At 61.7% G+C, this 20327-nt stretch carries 16 protein-coding genes and 1 pseudogene; 9 read left to right on the top strand and 8 right to left on the bottom strand.

The annotated features are described in order from the left end of the window. Positions 1–4: 4 nt before the first annotated feature. The 5 genes and pseudogenes from WIN67_RS02240 to pilM form a co-directional block, all read right to left on the bottom strand. Positions 5–1264: pseudogene (locus WIN67_RS02240) on the bottom strand (type IV pilus secretin PilQ); the annotation flags it as partial. A 191-nt stretch (positions 1265–1455) separates the two neighbouring features. Beyond that, positions 1456–1983: a pilus assembly protein PilP gene (locus WIN67_RS02235; protein ID WP_110595394.1), complete on the bottom strand. Its 528-nt coding sequence runs from the start codon at positions 1981–1983 to the stop codon at positions 1456–1458. Further along, the gene (locus tag WIN67_RS02230) at positions 1980–2603 is read right to left on the bottom strand and encodes a type 4a pilus biogenesis protein PilO (RefSeq protein WP_339070581.1); all 624 of its coding nucleotides are present in this window, start codon (positions 2601–2603) and stop codon (positions 1980–1982) included. Before WIN67_RS02230 ends, WIN67_RS02235 begins: the two co-directional genes overlap by 4 nt. Further along, positions 2600–3166, bottom strand: a complete 567-nt coding sequence (locus WIN67_RS02225; RefSeq protein ID WP_110595393.1) for a PilN domain-containing protein — start codon at positions 3164–3166, stop codon at positions 2600–2602. The genes WIN67_RS02230 and WIN67_RS02225 overlap by 4 nt, the downstream gene beginning before the upstream one ends. Beyond that, complete coding sequence (gene pilM, locus WIN67_RS02220; RefSeq protein ID WP_339070580.1) at positions 3166–4215, bottom strand: type IV pilus assembly protein PilM; 1050 nt, start codon at positions 4213–4215, stop codon at positions 3166–3168. The genes WIN67_RS02225 and pilM overlap by 1 nt, the downstream gene beginning before the upstream one ends. A 218-nt stretch (positions 4216–4433) precedes the next feature. Between pilM and WIN67_RS02215 the strand changes: the two genes are divergently transcribed. Beyond that, positions 4434–6866 (top strand): penicillin-binding protein 1A, encoded by a 2433-nt coding sequence (locus WIN67_RS02215; protein WP_181430795.1) that lies wholly within the window; start codon positions 4434–4436, stop codon positions 6864–6866. A gap of 170 nt (positions 6867–7036) precedes the next feature. On the opposite strand, the gene WIN67_RS02210 is transcribed toward WIN67_RS02215, so the two are convergent. The 3 genes from WIN67_RS02210 to rpmE form a co-directional block, all read right to left on the bottom strand. Next, positions 7037–8305: a malic enzyme-like NAD(P)-binding protein gene (locus WIN67_RS02210; protein ID WP_102862798.1), complete on the bottom strand. Its 1269-nt coding sequence runs from the start codon at positions 8303–8305 to the stop codon at positions 7037–7039. A gap of 187 nt (positions 8306–8492) precedes the next feature. Next, positions 8493–9272: a thermonuclease family protein gene (locus tag WIN67_RS02205; protein WP_339070579.1), complete on the bottom strand. Its 780-nt coding sequence runs from the start codon at positions 9270–9272 to the stop codon at positions 8493–8495. Between the two features lie 41 nt (positions 9273–9313). Further along, a complete protein-coding gene (gene rpmE, locus WIN67_RS02200) occupies positions 9314–9535 on the bottom strand; it encodes a 50S ribosomal protein L31 (protein WP_011058815.1) in 222 nt (73 codons plus the stop codon). 299 nt (positions 9536–9834) lie between these two features. Here rpmE and WIN67_RS02195 point away from each other — a divergent pair, with 299 nt between their 5' ends. From WIN67_RS02195 to phaZ, 8 genes are all read left to right on the top strand, one after another. Beyond that, on the top strand, positions 9835–12054 hold the full coding sequence (locus WIN67_RS02195; RefSeq protein ID WP_110595390.1) for a primosomal protein N': 2220 nt from the start codon (positions 9835–9837) through the stop codon (positions 12052–12054). Between the two features lie 211 nt (positions 12055–12265). Continuing rightward, positions 12266–14002, top strand: a complete 1737-nt coding sequence (gene argS / locus WIN67_RS02190) for an arginine--tRNA ligase (protein ID WP_339070578.1) — start codon at positions 12266–12268, stop codon at positions 14000–14002. Position 14003: 1 nt separating this feature from the next. Next, complete coding sequence (locus WIN67_RS02185; RefSeq protein ID WP_016962745.1) at positions 14004–14711, top strand: SPOR domain-containing protein; 708 nt, start codon at positions 14004–14006, stop codon at positions 14709–14711. Between the two features lie 198 nt (positions 14712–14909). Next, positions 14910–15440, top strand: coding sequence for an ATP-dependent protease subunit HslV (gene hslV / locus WIN67_RS02180; protein WP_003186641.1), 531 nt, complete (start codon positions 14910–14912; stop codon positions 15438–15440). Positions 15441–15497: 57 nt separating this feature from the next. Then, a complete protein-coding gene (gene hslU / locus WIN67_RS02175) occupies positions 15498–16835 on the top strand; it encodes an ATP-dependent protease ATPase subunit HslU (RefSeq protein ID WP_110595389.1) in 1338 nt (445 codons plus the stop codon). A 91-nt stretch (positions 16836–16926) separates the two neighbouring features. Continuing rightward, on the top strand, positions 16927–17304 hold the full coding sequence (locus WIN67_RS02170; RefSeq protein ID WP_102862793.1) for a gamma-butyrobetaine hydroxylase-like domain-containing protein: 378 nt from the start codon (positions 16927–16929) through the stop codon (positions 17302–17304). Between the two features lie 258 nt (positions 17305–17562). Beyond that, entirely contained in the window at positions 17563–19242 is a 1680-nt protein-coding gene (gene phaC, locus WIN67_RS02165) for a class II poly(R)-hydroxyalkanoic acid synthase (protein WP_102862792.1), read from the top strand. 130 nt (positions 19243–19372) lie between these two features. Beyond that, positions 19373–20233 carry a poly(3-hydroxyalkanoate) depolymerase gene (phaZ, locus tag WIN67_RS02160; protein WP_123391519.1) on the top strand — a complete coding sequence of 287 codons (861 nt, stop codon included), beginning with the start codon at positions 19373–19375 and terminating at the stop codon, positions 20231–20233. Positions 20234–20327: the final 94 nt, after the last annotated feature.

The following is a 20327-nucleotide window of genomic DNA, read 5'->3' as shown; positions in this document are numbered from 1 at the left end:
AGAATCAACGACTCACAGCAATCGCCTGGTTGTTCATGATACGCGGAGTGAGAAATACCAGCAGCTCGGATTTTTTCTCCGACACCACGTCACGCCGGAAAAGGCGGCCAAGATACGGCACATCGCCAAGAAATGGCACTTTATCTACAACCTTGCTTTGGGTATTGGAGAAAACCCCACCGATGACGATGGTCTCGCCATCAGTGACCAGGACCTTGGCATTGACCTCGTTCTTCTTGATCGGCGGCACATCCTGAACCTTGTTCAGGTAGTCCGGCTCATCCTTGGTGACCTTGACGTCCATGATGATGCGATTATCCGGGGTGATCTGCGGCGTCACCTCAAGAGAAAGCGAGGCTTCCTTGAACGACACCGAAGTGGCGCCACTGGAACTGGCTTCCTGGTAGGGAATTTCGGTGCCCTTGAGAATCCTCGCGGTTTCCTTGTCGGAGGTGACCACCTTGGGCTGGGACACGATTTCACCGTTGCCGGTCTTCTCCATGGCGGTCAGCTCCAGGTCCAGCAGCACACTGTCAGTGATGTAGGCAATGCCGAGGCCCGAGGTGTTGGCCGTGACACCCAGATCGACGAAAGGCGAGTTGCTGCCACTGCTGCCCGGGGTGCCGATGGTCGAAGAGCCTTTGGCGCCGCTCTGCACCCCGGAAGCATTCCAGTTGCCCCTGTTTTGCACCGAGCCGCCCCAGCGCACGCCCAGGCTCTTGTCGTAGTCGATGTTGGCCTCGACGATTCGCGCCTCGATCATCACCTGACGCACCGGGACGTCCAGCTGAATGACCATGCGCCGCAGCTCATCGAGGCGCTCCTGGGTCTGGTAGGCAATGATGTTGTTGGTGCGCTCATCCACGGTGATGGAGCCACGTTCGCCAGCCTTCTCCTCGGTACCGGTCACGGACTGGAACAGCCTGGCGATATCCGCAGCCCTGGCGTAATTGACCTGCAGCAGACCCCGGCGCAGGGGCGCCAGGTTTTCCAACTGCTTCTGCAACTCCAGCTCCTGGCGCTCGCGGGCCGCGATCTCATCCGCCGGAGCCACCAGCAAAACGTTCCCGACCTTGCGCTTATCCAGCCCCTTGGTCTTGAGTACCAGATCCAGAGCCTGGTCCCAGGGCACGCTCTGCAAGCGCAAGGTGATATTGCCTTGCACGGTGTCACTGGCCACCAGATTGAGCCCGGAGAAATCGGCGATCAGTTGCAACACCGCGCGCACCTCGATGTCCTGGAAATTCAGCGAAAGCTTTTCACCGGGCAGACGCATTGCGCCCTCACCTGAAACGCCAATGTTTTCCGGCTCAAGCGGGGGGCTGCTGGCAAATCGATTGTGCTCTTCAGAGGCGAAGGCCCTGAGCGCGGTGGCGCCAACCAGCGATGCCAGCAGCACTATCCATAGCGCCACACCGAAGGCTGAAACAGTCCTGTTCATTTTGCAGATTCCACTTAAGAGTGTTTTTTCAGAGACAGTGTTCGCGGCCGCTCCTGCCAGGCTCCCGCTCCATCGGCGACAATTTCCACCACGTCCACCCGGGACTCGCTGATGGCCACGATCCGGCCCTCGTTTCGCCCCAGGTAATCACCGACCTGCAAGGGAAAGACACCGCCTGCGCTGCGCAACAGCGCAAAGCGGCCGGAGGCACGGGACAGAGTCCCGACCATTTGCAACTGCTCAATATCGAAGCCCTCAAGATGTTGCCGGACCCGCCGCGAATTGGGCCGGACAGCACTAGCGCCCTGTCGAGCAGTGATCTGCTCGACTCTTTGGGGTGGCTGAAATGGGCTGCGCAGCGCGCTGGCGCCATAAGTGACCGAGGGGTAGGAGCGCATGACCGGAGGCGGATCAATCGCCCCCGGTGATTGCAGGTGCACCTCACTCATGTAGGCATCCAGGTCGGCAAATTCAGCGCCACCTTCACATCCCAGCAGTGCCACACAGAAACAACCGAACACCCAGCAACGCGAACCGATCATGAGTGAGGCTCCCGACTGTCATACCTGTAGGTCCGCGCCTCGATGCTCATGCGCAGTTGTGTGGAATTGCCCCTGTCCACGGGCTTGATCTGAAAATCATGCAAGGTGACGACTCTCGGCAGACCGGCGACGCCACTGACGAAAGTCGCCAGGTCGTGATAGGCACCAGTGACCGCGATCTGAATTGGCAGCTCGACATAAAACTCCCGGACCACCTCCGGTTGCAGCTTGATCTCCTCGAACGCCAGGCTGCTGTCCTGCCCCATGCGACTGATGTCTTCCAGCAGTCCTGGGACCTCGGTCTCGCTGGGCAACTGGCGCACCACCAGAGAGAAGCTGTCCTGCAGGGCCCCAAGCTGCTCACGGTAGCGCTCAAGATTGGCGACCTTTCCAGCTTTGTCAGCGAACTGCAGCTTGAATCGATGCTCCTCCCGGCGCAGTTGCCCCAGCGTCTCCAGATGCGGACTCAGGTAAAAGCTATAGCCCGCCACCTGGGGCAGTAGCAGAAGCAAGACCGCCAGCAGCGCCTTGATCGACCCGGGCCAGCAACCGAGGTTGCTCAGTTCCAGCTCACGTAGATCGGTACTACGCAACTGCGCCAACCAATGTCCCAGGCTCATCGCGGGGCCTCCTGCGGCAGCAAGGGCATCCACCCAACGTTGAGCCGAAACAGATTGCCCAACCCCTGATCCGCCGCCACAACATGCTTTACCTCGGTCAGACTGGGTGCGGCAAACCCCTCGGCGGACTGCAGATTGCGCATCAACTCGGACACCCGCTGATTGGACTCCGCGGCCCCACTAATGCTCAGGCTCTGCCCTAGCAGACCCACCTCGGTAAAGTACAAGCCAGCGGGCAGGCTGCGGGCCAATTGCTGGAAAATCCGCACACTGGCCGAGCGACTGCCTTGCAGGTCCTCAATGATCCCCATGCGCTCCACCAGTTGCTGACGCTGGACCTTGAGTTGGTGAATGGTGGCAATTTGGTTATCCAGGCCAGCCGTCGCCTGCCTGAGATACTGGTTGCGAGCCTGTTGCCGACCGATCAGCCGGTCGATGCAGGCATCGGCCAGGAGCACAAGCCCTACGCCCAGCACCAGCATTGCCGCCAATGCCTGGAGGAAACGTCGGCGGCGCAACGCTCGTGCGGCCTCGCGCCAGGGAAGAAGGTTGATGCCGGCCATCAATCAAACCCTCGCAGGGCCAGACCGCAGGCACGCAGCAGGTACGGCGCCTGTTCAGCAAGCGCTCGGGCATCCACATGGGGAGCAATGGACATGCTGACGAACGGATCGGCGATGACTGTGACGATTCCCACTTGTTCTGCTAGCCGACCATCAAGACCGGTCAAGCGGCTGCCGTCACCGGCCAGCAGCAACCGCTCAACAGGCTGTTGTTGCGGCGATTCGGCAAACAGTTGCAAGGAACGATGCGCCTGCTGCAACAACGCTTGCTCGAACGGCCGCAGCGTGTCCTCGGCACAACCTTGGGGCAAACAGCCCTGGCGCTCGGCCAGCAACGCCTGATCCAGGGTTAGCGCGTAGCGGTGCTCCAACGCCTGGGTCAGCTGTCGACTGCCAAACAACTGCTCCCGGCTATAGATGATTCGCTGGCCGTGCATCACGCAGAACGTGGTCATATCCGCACCTATGTCCAGTAGCGCCACGGCCAAGGGCGATGCAGACGGCAACGACTCCGTCAGCATTGCCAGACAACGCTGCAGGGCCAGGGGCGCGGTATCCACCACCCTTGGCGTCAGGCCTGCCAGGGTCATTGGCGCTTCCAGGGCTTCGACATCCTCGTTGCGACAGGCCACCAGCAGCACCTGAACCCGCTGGGGATCACCGGGCACGGCGCCCTGGACCTCGAAATCAATGGCCACGTCCTCCAGGGGATAAGGAATGTACTGGGCCGCCTCCAGCTGGAGCTGATGTTCCAGCTCATCGTCGCCGAGCCCGGCCGGCATCTCGATCAGCTTGCTGATCACTGCCTCGCCCGACACCGCCACAGCCACATCCCGGCGACGGCTGCCGCTCTTGAGCCAGGCCCGGGACAACACCCTGGCCAGCGCCTCGGGATCGGCCCCGAACGGGTCCGAAGCCAGGTCTTCCCTGGCATAGGCCTCGACTCGATAGCTGCGCCGCTGGTGACTCAGAGCCAGAAGCGTGACCGATGTCGCACTGATGTCGATCCCCAGCAGGGAACCCGACTTTTTGCTGAAGAGTCCAAGCACGATCATTTCCCTATGACTATCCGTAACTTACGAACTTCCTGAGCTCAATTGCACTCGTTCGCCACGTCTTGACAGACGGGCAAATGACGCTCTCGGCGGAAAATGCTTATAATGCGCAGCGTTTTTTTTCCGCTTTCCTGCTGCGTAGGTCGGTCCCTGAATACCTTGAATGCCCTGACGCCTAATTCATTCCTTTCTCTGGAAATCCAAAAGCCTTGATTCGTCTGCTGAAGTTTTTCGGGTGGTCCATCGTCGCTGTGTTCTGCGGGCTGCTTCTCGCCCTCTCCGGTGCGTTTCTCTATCTTAGTCCCGGCCTTCCCTCGGTTGAGGCCTTGAGAAGTATCCAGTTGCAGATTCCTCTGCGGGTGTACAGCAGCGACGGCAAGTTGATCGCAGAATTTGGCGAAATGCGCCGTACCCCTATACGTTTCGCCGAAATTCCCCCCAACTTCATCAATGCGTTACTAAGTGCTGAAGACGACAACTTCGCTAACCATTACGGAGTTGACCCCAGCAGCCTGATGCGCGCTGCGACCCAATTGGTCAAGAGCGGACACATCCAGTCCGGCGGCAGCACCATCACCATGCAGGTGGCAAAAAACTTCTTCCTCAGCAGCGAGCGCAGCTTCTCGCGCAAGACCACCGAAATCCTCCTGGCCCTGCAGATCGAGCGGCAGTTGACCAAGGACGAGATCCTCGAGCTGTACGTCAACAAGATCTATCTGGGCAACCGCGCCTATGGCATCGAGGCTGCGGCCCAGGTGTATTACGGCAAGTCCATTCGCGACGTGAGCCTGGCGCAGATGGCGATGATCGCCGGCCTGCCCAAGGCCCCATCGCGCTTCAACCCCCTGGCCAACCCGGCGCGCAGCAAGGAGCGTCGTGACTGGATCCTGGGGCGCATGTACAAGCTCGGCAAGATCACCGAAGCGGCCTACACCGAAGCCATCAACGAGCCGCTGAACGCCAGCTATCACGTGCCGACACCGGAAGTGAGCGCGCCGTACATCGCCGAGATGGCCCGTGCCGAAATGGTTGGCCGCTATGGCAGCGACGCTTATACCGAAGGTTTCCGAGTCACCACCACGGTGCCCAGCGATCTGCAGGAAATGGCCAACACCGCGGTCCATGAAGGCTTGATGACCTACGACCAGCGCCACGGCTATCGTGGGCCTGAGTCCCGCCTGCCAGGCAAGACTCAGGCGGCCTGGGCCACCGAACTGACCAAGCAGCGGACCATCAGCGGCCTGGAACCGGCGATCGTCACCCAGATCGAGAAGAACGGCGTACAAGTGTTGACTCGCAACGGCGAGGAGCACGTGGCCTGGGACACCATGAAATGGGCCCGGCCGTTCCTCAACACCAACAGCATGGGCGCCGTCCCTCGCCAGCCGGCGGACGTGGCTCAGGTCGGCGACCTGATTCGCGTACAGCGTCAGCCGGACAATTCGCTGAAGTTCAGCCAGATTCCGGTCGCCCAAGGCGCCTTGGTGACCCTGGACCCGAAAAACGGCGCGATCCGTGCGCTGGTGGGGGGCTTTGCCTTCGAGCAGAGCAACTACAACCGTGCGATGCAGGCCAAGCGCCAACCCGGCTCGAGCTTCAAGCCGTTCGTCTATAGCGCAGCCCTGGACAATGGCTACACCGCGGCCAGCCTGGTCAATGACGCCCCGATCGTGTTTGTCGATGAGTACCTGGACAAGGTCTGGCGTCCGAAGAACGACACCAACACCTTCCTCGGCCCGATCCGCATGCGTGAAGCGTTGTACAAGTCGCGCAACCTGGTATCGATCCGCCTGCTACAGAGCATGGGTGTGGACCACACCATCGACTACATCAGCAAGTTCGGCTTCAACAAGCAGGACCTGCCGCGCAACCTGTCCCTGGCACTGGGCACCGCGACCCTGACGCCCATGGAGATCGCCACTGGCTGGAGCACCTTTGCCAACGGCGGCTACAAGATCACCCCATACATCATCGACAAGATCGAAAGCCGCAACGGCGAGATGCTGTTCAGCGCCAACCCGCCCAGCGTCCCCACCGGGGATACCACCAGCAGCGGCATTGCGGCGCCGGAACACAGCTTCACGGTCAATACCGTGGCGGGCGAAAATCCGATCCAGGCCCCCGTGCAGACCCCCGCGGTCGCCGAGCGGATCATCGACGGGCGCACCACCTACATCCTCAACAGCATGCTCCAGGACGTGATCAAGCTGGGCACCGGACGCCGGGCCCTGTCCCTGGGCCGTACGGACCTGGCCGGCAAGACCGGTACTACCAACGAATCCAAGGACGCTTGGTTCTCCGGCTACAACGCTGACTACGTGACCACCGTGTGGACCGGCTTTGACCAGCCGGAAAGCCTGGGACGCCGTGAGTACGGCGGCACTGTGGCTCTGCCGATCTGGATTAACTTCATGGGCGCCGCCCTCAAGGACAAGCCGGCGCACACCCAGGCGGAGCCGGAAGGCATCCTCAGCCTGCGGGTGGACCCGGTCAGCGGCCGCGCGGCCACCCCAGGCACGCCGAATGCCTATTTCGAGCTGTTCAAGAGCGAAGACACTCCGCCCTCAGTCAACGAGCTGGGCAATGGGGTCGCTCCGGGCAGCCCGTTGCCGGCGGACGAGGCGGCACCGATCGATCTGTTCTAGGTCTGCTGGGGCCGACTGGCCAGCGAAGGTCGATGGGTGTCTTACCTGGTTTATCGGCCTCTTCGCGGGCGAGCCCGCTCCTAAGGCAAGGCCATGACAGGGCGCAAAGCGCCCACAAAAAAAGCCCCGGCTCGCGAGAGCCGGGGCTTTTTGCATGACGCTACAACAGCTTAGCCGTTGAACACATCATCCACGCTTTTGAGCGGGTAGTTCTTCGGATACGGCAGGGTCGCAACGCCGGTCTCGATGGCAGCCTTGGCCACGGCATCGGAGATCACGGTGATCAGGCGGGCATCCATTGGCTTCGGAATGATGTACTCACGACCGAATTCCAGCTTGATGCCGCCGTAGGCGTCGCACACTTCCTGAGGCACTGGCAGCTTGGCCAGTTCACGCAGGGCGTTGGCTGCAGCGATCTTCATTTCTTCGTTGATGCGCTTGGCGCGAACGTCCAGGGCACCACGGAAGATGAACGGGAAGCCCAGAACGTTGTTCACCTGGTTCGGGTAGTCCGAACGGCCAGTGGCCATGATCACGTCATCACGGGTGGCGTGAGCCAGCTCTGGAGCGATTTCCGGATCAGGGTTCGAGCAGGCGAACACGATCGGGTTCGGCGCCATGGACTTCAGGCCTTCAGCGCTCAGCAGGTTCGGACCGGACAGACCCACGAACACGTCGGCGCCTTGCAGGGCATCGGCCAGGGTGCGCTTGTCGGTAGCGTGGGCAAACACGGCCTTGTACTGATTCAGGTCGTCACGGCCGGAGTGAATCACACCGGTACGGTCAACCATGAAGATGTTCTCGATCTGCGCACCCATGCTCACCAGCAGTTTCATGCAGGAGATGGCGGCAGCACCGGCACCCAGGCAGACGATCTTGGCGTCGGACAGGGTTTTGCCAGCGATTTCCAGGGCGTTGATCATGCCGGCTGCGGTCACGATCGCGGTGCCGTGCTGGTCATCGTGGAAGACCGGAATGTCGCACTGCTCGATCAGAGCACGTTCGATCTCAAAGCACTCTGGGGCCTTGATGTCTTCCAGGTTGATGCCACCGAAGGTGATGGAGATGCGCTTGACGGTGTCGATGAAGGCTTGCGGGCTTTCGGAGTCGACTTCGATGTCGAATACATCAATGCCGGCGAAACGCTTGAACAGTACGCCCTTGCCTTCCATCACAGGCTTGGAGGCCAGTGGGCCGAGGTTACCCAGGCCGAGAATCGCGGTGCCATCGGAAATGACGGCAACCAGGTTGCCTTTGCCGGTGTACTTGTAGGCCAGTTCCGGATCGCGAGCGATTTCGCGTACCGGTTCGGCTACGCCGGGGCTGTAGGCCAGCGCCAGATCACGAGCGGTAGCAGTGGCCTTGGTGAGCTCGACACTCAGCTTTCCTGGACGAGGATTGGCATGATATTCGAGAGCGGCAGTTTTCAAATCAGACATGTGGGCATTCCGCTTTTTACTGTTGGACAGACGGACCGCCGAGGATACGCGTGTCGCATAGTCCCTACAAGACTGCCCAGTCACCCCTGTCAAGGCCTGTAGCGTACGACTTTGGGCCAAGAGCCACGGTGCACAAGGCTTTCAACTGTTCACAATCCAATTAAAAAATGTCTACAATTTTTCTTTATCAGAGACGTCTGACCATGGAAGTGTCGGTCACTGACAACATCCAGCGCGCCCCACCCGATGTGGAACCCTCTCGACGCGAGCGCTCCACCACCCAGCCGCGAGCCTCGATTCGCTGCCCCGAAAGCCCCTTGAGCCAGCGACGATCAAAACGCTCCAGGACATTGGGTGCAATGCGCAATACAACCGCGCCCCGCAATGTGATCCAAACACCCCCGCGATTGCGCCGCACCTTGCTCACACGCCCCTCAAGCACAACAAAACCCGAACCGCGAATCTGCTCCGCTTTCAGTACAGGTGAACGCCGCCAGAGCCCCAGCCCGGCTCGGCGCGCATGTTTTTCAGCGGCTTGCTGACAAGCCACCAGGGCGACGTTCGGCGCCAGTGCAATCTGGTAGGCCAGCCCTTCAGCGATCAAGCGCGCCTCAAAGTTGATGCCATTGGCACCATAGACATGAGCCAGGGTCCGGCCATAGCGATCACGCCGCTCACGCCCGGGCAACAAACCGACTCGACCACCACTCAGCGTCACCAATTGCTGCAAGCGTTGCCGCGCCGCCACCGCGAAAGGCTCGGCCGACCGCCCTTTAGCGGCCAGCTCCGGCGCATTGAGGCCGATCATGCGTACGCTGCGGCCATCCTTGAGGCGCAGCGTGTCGCCATCCACCACCCGCTGCACGGTTGCAGGAATCAGTCCCTTCGGTACCGGGCAAAACGCCTCGGCGGTGGTCAGCCAAATCGCAGACACAAAAAAGGCGCCCACTAGGGACGCCTTTTTCATCAGCGAGGAAAGTCGGTAACGGCTTTCCAGAACGATCAGCCTCAGGCCTTTTTCGTTGCGCCGAAAGCACCGAAGCGCGACTTGAACTTGTCGACACGACCGCCAACGTCCAGAGTCTTTTGCTTACCGGTGTAGAACGGGTGGCACTCGTTGCACACGTCCAGGCTCAGAGGCTTGGCCAGGGTGGAGCGAGTTTCGATGACGTTACCGCAGCTGCAAGTGGCGGTAATGGCTTCGTATACTGGATGGATATCGGCTTTCATGGTGTATTCCTCAGGCTAGCGTGCCGCCACCCAACACTATTGTTGAATACCGCACGAATTAGGGCGCGAATTCTACCAGACCCCGTCAATCGCGCAAGAGATCCTGACTGCACTCCATCAGAAAAACCCCGAGCAGCCTTGACAGCACCCGGTTTGCCGTTCCGTGAGCGACGACGGCCGTCCCGGCACAGCTCAAAGGTCGCAGGAACCGGAGCCGTACACGCTTGTGCAGGACACTCCAGAGCGCCTCTGTTAGGCTCCGGGGCTTATTTACTGTCCGCTCAACGAGATTTTCCCGCGTGCCCGACGCCATCCTGCGCCTCGCCCTGCCTTCGCCCCTGCGCCGCTTGTTCGACTACCGTGCACCCGCCGGCGTGCTGCGCACCCAGTTGCACCCGGGCATGCGCCTGCGGGTGCCGTTCGGCCGTCGGGAAATGATCGGCATTCTGGTGGAAGTGGCGGATCACAGCGAAGTCCCGGCCGAGAAACTCAAGCCGGCGCTGGCCTTGCTGGACCCCACCCCGCCACTGCCACCCGCCCTGTTCAAGCTGTGCCTGTGGACCGCCCAGTATTATCAGCACAGCCTGGGCGACACCCTGAGCTGGGCGCTGCCGGTGCTACTGCGCCAGGGAGAGCTGGCCGAGGCCCGCCAGGAGCGTTTCTGGTCGATTGCCCCTGGCGCCCGCCTTGACGACCCACGCATCGCCCGTGCCCCGCGCCAGCGTGAAGCCCTGGCAACCCTGGCCCAGCATCCCCATGGCGTGCCCCATGCATTGCTGAGCAAGCTGATGCTGAGCAAGGACAGCCTGGATCTGCTTCTGGCCAAGGACCTGGTGCAGGTGGAAGTACGCAAGCACGCTCCGGGCGTGCGCCACGAACACTGGCTGGCCCAGCCCGAGTTGCCGCTCAACAGCGAGCAGCGCGCCGCCTACGAGGCCATCCGCGCCGGGTTCGACAGTTATCACGCCTTTCTCCTGGCTGGCGTCACCGGCAGCGGCAAGACCGAGGTCTACCTGCAACTGATCCGCGAGACCCTGGAAGCCGGCAAGCAGGCGCTGGTGCTGATCCCGGAGATCAACCTGGGGCCGCAAACCCTGGCGCGCTTCGAGCAACGTTTCAACGCACGCATCGCCCTGCTGCACTCGGCGGTCAATGATCGGGAACGCCTGGACGCCTGGCTCGCGGCCCGGGATGGCGAAGCCGATATCATCATCGGCACCCGCTCGGCCCTGTTCACCCCGATGAAGAATCCCGGGCTGATCATCATCGACGAGGAGCACGATGGCTCCTATAAACAGCAGGAAGGCCTGCGCTACCACGCCCGGGACCTGGCACTGGTGCGGGCACGCCAGGAAAACATCCCGATTGTCCTGGGCTCGGCCACCCCATCCCTGGAAAGCCTGCACAACGCCTACACCGGTCGCTATGGCCTGCTGCGCCTGAACGAGCGGGCCGGTGGCGCCAAACAGCCACGTTTCCTGCGCCTGGATGTGAAGAGTCGCCCCTTGGACAGCGGTATTTCAGGCCCCATGCAACAAGCCATCGGTCAGACCCTGGCCGCCGGGCAGCAAGTGCTGGTGTTTCTCAACCGCCGGGGCTTCGCTCCGACCCTGCTCTGCCATGACTGCGGCTGGATGTCTGAATGTCAGCGCTGCGATGCTCGGATGACCGTGCACCAGCGCTCCGGCGAGTTGCGCTGCCACCATTGCGGCCATGTGGAACGGGTGCCGCGGCACTGCCCGCAATGCGGCAAGGTCGACCTGCGCCCCGTGGGCGCCGGAACCGAGCGGGCGGAAGAACGCCTGGGAATACTCTTCCCCGACTACCCGGTACTACGGGTGGACCGCGACAGCACCTCACGCAAGGACGCGATGAACCAACTATTCGCCACCATCCAGAAAGGTCATCCGTGCATCCTGGTGGGCACCCAGATGCTGGCCAAGGGGCACCACTTCCCCCGGGTCACCCTGGTATCGATCCTCGATGCCGACGGCGGCCTGTTCTCCGGCGACTTCCGTGCCAGCGAGCGCATGGCGCAACTGATCGTCCAGGTGGCCGGGCGCGCGGGACGCGCCGAAGAACCGGGCAAGGTGATCATCCAGACTCACCTCGCCGACCACCCGCTACTGGTGCAACTGACCGAACAGGGCTACTTCGCCTTTGCCGAGCAGGCCCTGAGCGAGCGCCGCGCCGCCGGCCTGCCACCCTTCGCCCATCTGGCGCTGCTGCGGGCCGAAGCCCACAAGCCAGGCCAGGCCGAAGGTTTTCTGGACGAAGCCTGCAGCGAAGCCGAGCGCTTGCTGACGGAACAGAACCTGGGCGGCATCGAACTGTTGGGCCCGGTGCCGGCGCCGATGGAGCGGCGCGCCGGACGTTACCGTGCACAATTGCTGCTGCAGGCCAACGCCCGGGCACCGCTGCACCGGCTACTCAGCAGCTGGCTGCTGGTGCTGGAGCAAATGCCCAGCGGGCGCCAGGTGCGCTGGTCGCTGGATGTGGACCCGGTGGATTTGTATTGATCAACATCGCGCCTTTGCGAGCAGGCCGGCTCCCACGATAGATAGCAACCCACCCACAAGAGCAGGCTCGCCCGCGGACGGGACCCAGTAGCCACCACCGATCCCTCAGCAGCCCTCTATAGTTGGCAAGCCCGCTTCAGCAACGGATAATGCCCAGTTTTTCCACCCGCGCACCGAAGCGCCGCCGCGCCAGCGGTCGAACGAGAAGACCATGAAAGACACCATTCGCCAGCTCATCCAGCAAGCCATCACCCAACTCGTCACCGAAGGTGTGTTGCCAGAAGGCCTGACGCCGGCGATCCAGGTCGAAAACACTCGCGACAAGACCCACGGTGACTTCGCCAGCAATATCGCCATGATGCTGGCTAAGCCCGCCGGCATGAAGCCTCGCGACCTGGCGGAAAAAATCATTGCCGCATTGCCGGCCCATGAAGACCTGAGCAAGGCAGAAATCGCCGGCCCGGGCTTCATCAACTTCTTCCAGAACACCCAGGCCCTGGCCGCGCGCCTGGACGCCGCCCTTGGCGACGAACGCCTGGGCGTGCGCAAGGCCAGCCCGGCACAACGCACCGTGGTCGACATGTCGGCGCCTAACCTGGCCAAAGAGATGCACGTCGGCCATCTGCGCTCCACCATCATCGGCGACGGCGTGGCGCGGGTCCTGGAGTTCCTCGGCGATACCGTGATCCGCCAGAACCACGTCGGCGACTGGGGCACCCAGTTCGGCATGCTGATGGCCTACCTGGAAGAGAACCCGATCACCAGCGACGAGCTGTCCGACCTGGAGAACTTCTACCGCGCCGCCAAGCAACGCTTTGACGAATCCGAAGCCTTTGCCGACCGTGCCCGCAGCCTGGTGGTCAAGCTGCAAGCCGGCGATCCGGACTGCCTGGAGCTGTGGACCAAGTTCAAGGACATCTCCCTGTCTCACTGCCAGAAGATCTATGAGCTGCTGAACGTCAAGCTGACCATGGCCGACGTCATGGGCGAAAGCGCCTATAACGACGACCTGATCAATGTGGTCAACGACCTCAAGGCCAAGGGCATGCTGGTGGAGAGCAACGGCGCCCAGTGCGTGTTCCTCGACGAGTTCAAGAACGCCGAAGGCGAACCGCTGCCAGTGATCATCGTCAAGGCCGACGGCGGCTACCTGTACGCCACCACCGACCTGGCCGCCGTGCGCTACCGCAGTGGCAAGCTCAAGGCTGATCGCGCCCTGTACTTCGTCGACCAGCGCCAGGCCCTGCACTTCCAGCAAGTGTTCGCCGTCGCCCGCAAGGCCGGCTTCGTGACCCATCCGATGGAGATGGAACACATGGGCTTTGGCACCATGAACGGCGCTGACGGCCGTCCGTTCAAAACCCGCGACGGCGGCACCGTAAAACTCATCGACCTGCTGACCGAAGCCGAAGAACGCGCCTACGCCCTGGTCAAAGAGAAAAACCCGCAACTGCCGGAAGCCGACCTACGCAGCATTGCCAAGGTAGTGGGCATCGACTCGGTGAAATACGCCGACCTGTCCAAGCACCGCACCAGCGACTACAGCTTCAACTTCGACCTGATGCTCAACTTCGAAGGCAACACCGCCCCTTACCTGTTGTACGCCTACACCCGCGCCGCCGGTGTGTTCCGCAAGCTGGGCAAGGACTTCAGCGAAGTCGATGGCCAGATCGAACTGCACGCGGCCCAGGAACTGGAGCTGGCGGCCAAGCTGGCGCAGTTCGGCGAGATCCTCAACAACGTCGCCGACAAGGGCACGCCGCACATCCTCTGCACCTACCTGTACGACGTGGCCGGGCTGTTCTCCAGCTTCTACGAGAACTGCCCGATCCTGGCGGCCGAGACGCCGACGCAGATGCACAGCCGCCTGCGCCTCACCGAACTGACCCGTCGCACCCTCAAGCAAGGTCTGGAACTGCTGGGCCTCAAAGTCCTGGAGCAAATGTAAGTTGGCTGCCAAGAAAAAACCTGCACCCAAGCGTGGCGCCAGCCGTTACCAGGCCCCGGCCAAGAAGCCGATTCCAGGCTGGTTGTGGCTGGCCATCGGCCTGACCATTGGCGCCTTCATCGTATTCCTGATGAAGCTCGAACCAGGCAAGGGCGGCGACAGCGTCAAGCGCGAGAAGATCGAACAGCAGAAAGCCAGCAAGATCGCCGAGGCCAACAAGACCCCGCCAAGCCCGCAGCAACCGGTGAAGCCCAAGTACGACTTCTATACCCTGCTGCCGGAATCGGAAGTGATAGTGCCGCCCGAGGCCGTGCCGGAGAAAACCCTGCCGACGCCGCAAGTGCCACCGGTGCCTACCACCCCGGTGACCCCGGCGGAAGCGGCGAAGATCGACACCGCCAGGGCCCAGGCGGCCCTGGCCGGCATCACCCCACCGCCAGCGCCACCGGTGGCCAAGGCGGCGCCGGTGACCAAGTTCTTCCTCCAGGCCGGCTCGTTCCGCAAGCAGGCCGATGCCGACAAGGTACGGGCGCAGATCATCCTGCTGGGCCAGTCGGTGGCGGTGGAATCCGGCACGGTGAAGGACGAAACCTGGTACCGGGTATTGGTGGGGCCGTTCAGCAACCGTGAACAACTGACCGTGGCCCAGAAACAACTGGCCGGCGCCGGCTTCAGCAACCTGCTGTTACAACAGCGCCAGAGCCGCTAAGCCGACGGCTACACGATTGATCGCGAACAAGCCCACTCCTGCACAACGCGCGGTAGGAGCGGGCTTGCCCGCGAAGCGCTTGCAACTTGCAACAAAGACCGCCGGTCCCCCGCTACAGCCTCCAGTTGAAAAACGCTCAGCCACCCCCATATGAGTTTCCATCAGGGCACTTTCGCCCCGCTGTGTGGAGACTTCCCCTTGACCACCATCGTTTCAGTCCGCCGCCACGGCAAAGTCGTCATGGGCGGCGACGGCCAGGTATCTCTCGGCAACACCGTGATGAAAGGCAACGCGAAAAAAGTCCGTCGCCTGTACCACGGCCAGGTGATCGCCGGTTTTGCCGGGGCCACCGCTGACGCCTTCACCCTGTTCGAACGCTTCGAAGGCCAGCTGGAGAAACATCAGGGTCACTTGGTGCGAGCCGCTGTTGAACTGGCCAAGGAATGGCGCACCGATCGCTCCCTCAGCCGCCTGGAAGCCATGCTGGCTGTCGCCAACAAGGACGCTTCCTTGATCATCACCGGCAACGGCGACGTGGTTGAGCCCGAAGACGGCCTGATCGCCATGGGTTCCGGCGGCGCCTACGCCCAGGCCGCAGCCAGCGCCTTGCTGAAGAAGACCGACCTGTCGGCCCGTGAAATCGTCGAGACCGCCCTGGGTATCGCCGGCGACATCTGTGTATTCACCAACCACACTCAAACCATCGAGGAGCAGGATCTCGCGGAATAAGCCTGTTACGGCGCTCGCGCCACGGCATTCATTCTTGCTTGAGGACCGCCAATTACTATGTCCATGACACCCCGCGAAATCGTCCACGAACTCAACCGCCATATCATCGGCCAGGACGATGCCAAGCGCGCCGTCGCTATCGCTCTGCGTAACCGCTGGCGCCGCATGCAGCTACCGGCCGAGCTGCGCGTTGAAGTAACCCCCAAGAACATCCTGATGATCGGCCCGACCGGTGTCGGCAAGACCGAAATCGCCCGGCGCCTGGCCAAACTGGCCAATGCCCCCTTTATCAAGGTCGAAGCCACTAAATTCACCGAGGTCGGCTATGTCGGCCGCGACGTTGAATCGATCATTCGTGACCTGGCCGACGCGGCGATCAAGATGTTCCGCGAACAGGAGATGATCCGGGTTCGCCACCGCGCCGAAGACGCCGCCGAAGAACGCATCCTCGATGCCCTGCTGCCACCGGCACGCACGGGTTTTGGCGGCGATGAAGCGCCAGCCCAGGACTCCAACACTCGCCAGCTGTTCCGCAAGCGCCTGCGCGAAGGCCAACTGGACGACAAGGAAATCGAGATCGAAGTAGCGGAAATCAGTGGTGTCGACATCTCTGCGCCACCAGGCATGGAAGAAATGACCAACCAGCTGCAAAGCCTGTTCGCCAACATGGGCAAGGGCAAGCGCAAGAGCCGCAAGCTCAAGGTCAAGGAAGCGCTGAAGCTGGTGCGCGACGAAGAAGCCAGCCGCCTGGTCAACGATGAGGAACTCAAAGCCAAGGCCCTGGAGGCCGTCGAGCAGCATGGCATCGTGTTCATCGACGAGATCGACAAGGTGGCCAAGCGCGGCAATTCCGGCGGCGTCGACGTGTCCCGCGAAGGCGTACAACGCGACCTGCTGCCGCTGATCGAGGGCTGCACCGTCAACACCAAGCTGGGCATGGTCAAGACCGACCACATCCTGTTCATTGCCTCCGGCGCCTTCCACCTGAGCAAGCCCAGCGATCTGGTGCCAGAGCTGCAAGGCCGCCTGCCGATCCGTGTGGAGCTCAAGGCACTGTCGCCGGAAGACTTCGAGCGCATCCTCAGCGAGCCCCATGCTTCGCTGACCGAGCAGTACCGAGAGCTGTTGAAGACCGAGGGCCTGAATATCGAGTTCCTGCCCGACGGCATCAAGCGCCTGGCGGAGATTGCCTGGCAGGTCAACGAGAAGACCGAGAACATCGGTGCCCGTCGCCTGCACACCCTGCTCGAGCGCCTGCTGGAAGAGGTATCGTTCAGCGCCGGTGACTTGGCCAGCGCCCATAACGAAGAGCCGATACGCATCGATGCTGCCTACGTCAACAGCCACCTGGGCGAATTGGCGCAGAACGAAGACCTGTCCCGTTATATCCTTTAAGCCTTCACTACCCACGTAGGAGCCGGCCTGTCGGCGATAGGGCCAAACCCGATCGCCGACAGGCCGGCTGCTACCGGAAGGACTACAGGTCATGAGCAAACTCCCCACCGGCATCAACCTGCATAAAGCCTCGAAAACCCTGACCCTGACCTATGGGCCAGACGAGGTCTATCAGTTGCCCGCAGAATTCCTGCGGGTGCACTCCCCCTCCGCCGAGGTCCAGGGCCACGGCAAACCCATCCTCCAGTTCGGCAAGCTAGGCGTGGGCCTGAGCAAGGTTGAACCGGCTGGCCAGTACGCACTGAAATTGACCTTCGATGATGGCCATGACAGCGGATTGTTCACCTGGGAATACCTGTATCAGTTGGCGCTGCGCCAGGACGATCTGTGGAACGATTATCTGGCGGAGCTCAAAGCAGCCGGAAAAACCCGCGATCCGAATCAGTCCGTCATCAAGCTGATGCTCTAACTCAAGCCTCCGACTGTTTAGAGGGCATTTTCTAATTCCATCTGTTTGAATGCTGGGCTGTATGGCCAATGAATGGCCTGCTTGCGAAAAAAATTAAACTCGGGTAACCAATGGAGCTGGCAAGTTCCCTGCAGAGTTTTGCGAGCCTGTAAGGCAGCGGTGCGCAATTAACGGTCACCCGAGCAGTAGTACCTGGCATCGTGCTGTGTGACTGCACAGCAGGTCCGGTACTCGTCTCAGGACAATGGAGCGTCGTAGATGAGTAACAAGAATAACGATGACCTGAAACGCCAAGCCTCGGAAAACACCCTGGGGCTCAATCCGGTCATCGGCTTGCGTAGAAAGGATCTGCTTACCTCTGCTCGAATGGTGCTTGCCCAGGCCATCAAACAACCCATCCACAGCGTCAAGCACGTTGCGCATTTCGGCCTCGAACTGAAGAACGTGATGTTCGGCAAGTCGACGCTGCAACCGGAGAGCGACGACCGTCGCTTCAACGATCCGGCCTGGAGCCAGAACCCGCTGTACAAACGCTACCTGCAAACCTATCTGGCATGGCGCAAAGAGCTCCATGACTGGATCGGCGACAGCAGCCTGTCGGAACAGGACATCAGCCGCGGCCACTTCGTGATCAACTTGATGACCGAGGCCATGGCCCCGACCAACAGCGCGGCCAACCCTGCCGCAGTCAAACGCTTCTTCGAAACCGGCGGCAAGAGCCTGCTCGATGGCCTGTCCCACCTGGCCAAGGACCTGGTGCACAACGGCGGCATGCCCAGCCAGGTGAATATGGACGCCTTCGAAGTCGGCAAGAACCTGGGCACCAGCGAAGGGGCTGTGGTGTTTCGCAACGATGTCCTGGAACTGATCCAGTACCGGCCGATCACCGAGCAGGTGCATGAACGCCCACTGCTGGTGGTGCCGCCGCAGATCAACAAGTTCTATGTCTTCGACCTCAGCCCGGACAAGAGCCTGGCGCGGTTCTGTCTGCGTAACAATGTGCAGACCTTCATCGTCAGCTGGCGCAACCCCACCAAGGCGCAGCGGGAATGGGGCCTGTCCACCTATATCGAGGCCCTGAAAGAGGCCGTCGACGTGGTGACCGCGATCACCGGCAGCAAAGACGTGAACATGCTCGGTGCCTGCTCCGGCGGCATCACCTGCACGGCCTTGCTGGGCCACTATGCAGCGCTGGGGGAGAAGAAGGTCAATGCCCTGACCCTGCTGGTCAGCGTGCTCGACACCACCCTGGATACCCAGGTAGCCCTGTTCGTCGACGAGCAGACTCTGGAAGCGGCCAAGCGCCACTCCTATCAGGCCGGCGTCCTCGAAGGCCGGGACATGGCCAAGGTGTTCGCCTGGATGCGCCCCAACGATCTGATCTGGAACTACTGGGTCAACAACTACCTGCTGGGCAATGAGCCGCCGGTGTTCGACATCCTGTTCTGGAACAACGACACCACCCGCCTGCCTGCCGCGTTCCACGGCGACCTGATCGAGATGTTCAAGAACAATCCGCTGATCCGCCCCAATGCACTGGAAGTGTGCGGGACGCCGATCGACCTGAAGCAGGTCACGGCCGATATTTTCTCCCTGGCCGGCACCAACGATCACATCACCCCGTGGAAGTCCTGCTACAAGTCGGCACAACTGTTCGGCGGCAATGTGGAGTTCGTGCTGTCCAGCAGCGGTCATATCCAGAGCATCCTCAATCCGCCAGGCAACCCGAAAGCGCGTTACATGACCAGCAGCGATATCCCTGCCTGTCCCGATCAGTGGCAGGAAAACTCGGTCAAGCACACCGACTCCTGGTGGCTGCACTGGCAAGCCTGGCAAGCCGAGCGCTCAGGCGAACTGAAAGCGGCACCCAGTGTTCTGGGCAACAAGAAATACCCAGCCGCCGAGGCTGCACCGGGGACCTACGTCCACGAACGTTGAGCCCAGGAAGTAAACGACGCGGCGCCAGGAGGTGCCGCCAAGCCCTATTCTTGGTACGAGGCCTGGCCTCAGGAAATCCGGAGGACGCCCGGGAAGGCGCCTCCAATGGTTCAATTCACAGGGCTACGGCATGCCACACTCTTTCATCTTCCGTACCGTTGATCTGGACGGCCAGACCATCCGCACTGCGGTACGCCCCGGCAAGCCTCACTTGACGCCGCTGCTGATCTTCAACGGTATCGGCGCCAACCTGGAGCTGGTGTTCCCCTTCGTCCAAGCCCTGGACCCGGACCTGGAGGTCATTGCCTTCGACGTCCCGGGGGTTGGCGGCTCCTCGACCCCAAGCCGGCCTTATCGTTTCCCGGGCCTGGCCAAGCTGACCGCACGCATGCTCGATTACCTGGACTATGGCCAGGTCAACGCGGTGGGCGTTTCATGGGGCGGGGCCCTGGCCCAGCAATTCGCCTACGACTACCCGGAGCGCTGCAAGAAGCTGGTGCTGGCAGCCACCGCCGCCGGCGCTTTCATGGTCCCCGGCAAGCCCAAAGTGCTGTGGATGATGGCCAGCCCGCGGCGCTACGTGCAGCCCTCCCACGTAATGCGCATCGCCCCGCTGATCTACGGCGGCGCCTTCCGCCGCGACCCGAACCTGGCCGCTGAACACGCGGCCAAGGTGCGCTCGGCCGGCAAGCTGGGCTATTACTGGCAGCTGTTCGCCGGCCTGGGCTGGACCAGCATTCACTGGCTGCACAAGATCCGCCAGCCAACCCTGGTGCTGGCCGGTGATGACGATCCGCTGATCCCCTTGGTCAACATGCGTATGCTGGCCTGGCGAATTCCCAACGCCCAGCTGCACATCATCGATGACGGCCACCTGTTCCTGATCACCCGGGCCGAGGCCGTTGCCCCCATCATCATGAAGTTCCTCCAGGAGGAACGACAAAGGGCAGTGATGCATCCGCATCCCCAGCCTTTGCGTCCCGTGAAGTAAAAGATACCTGTCGACAGGATCGTCGCGCGCAAGAAGGGCCAGGACCGACTATGTTGTCTGTCTTGGATTGGTCTGCTTGTTAGTGGTTTGACGA

The organism is Pseudomonas idahonensis, assembly GCF_037903935.1.
Classification (GTDB): domain Bacteria; phylum Pseudomonadota; class Gammaproteobacteria; order Pseudomonadales; family Pseudomonadaceae; genus Aquipseudomonas; species Aquipseudomonas danubii.
This window is presented reverse-complemented; position numbering and strand designations above follow the sequence as displayed.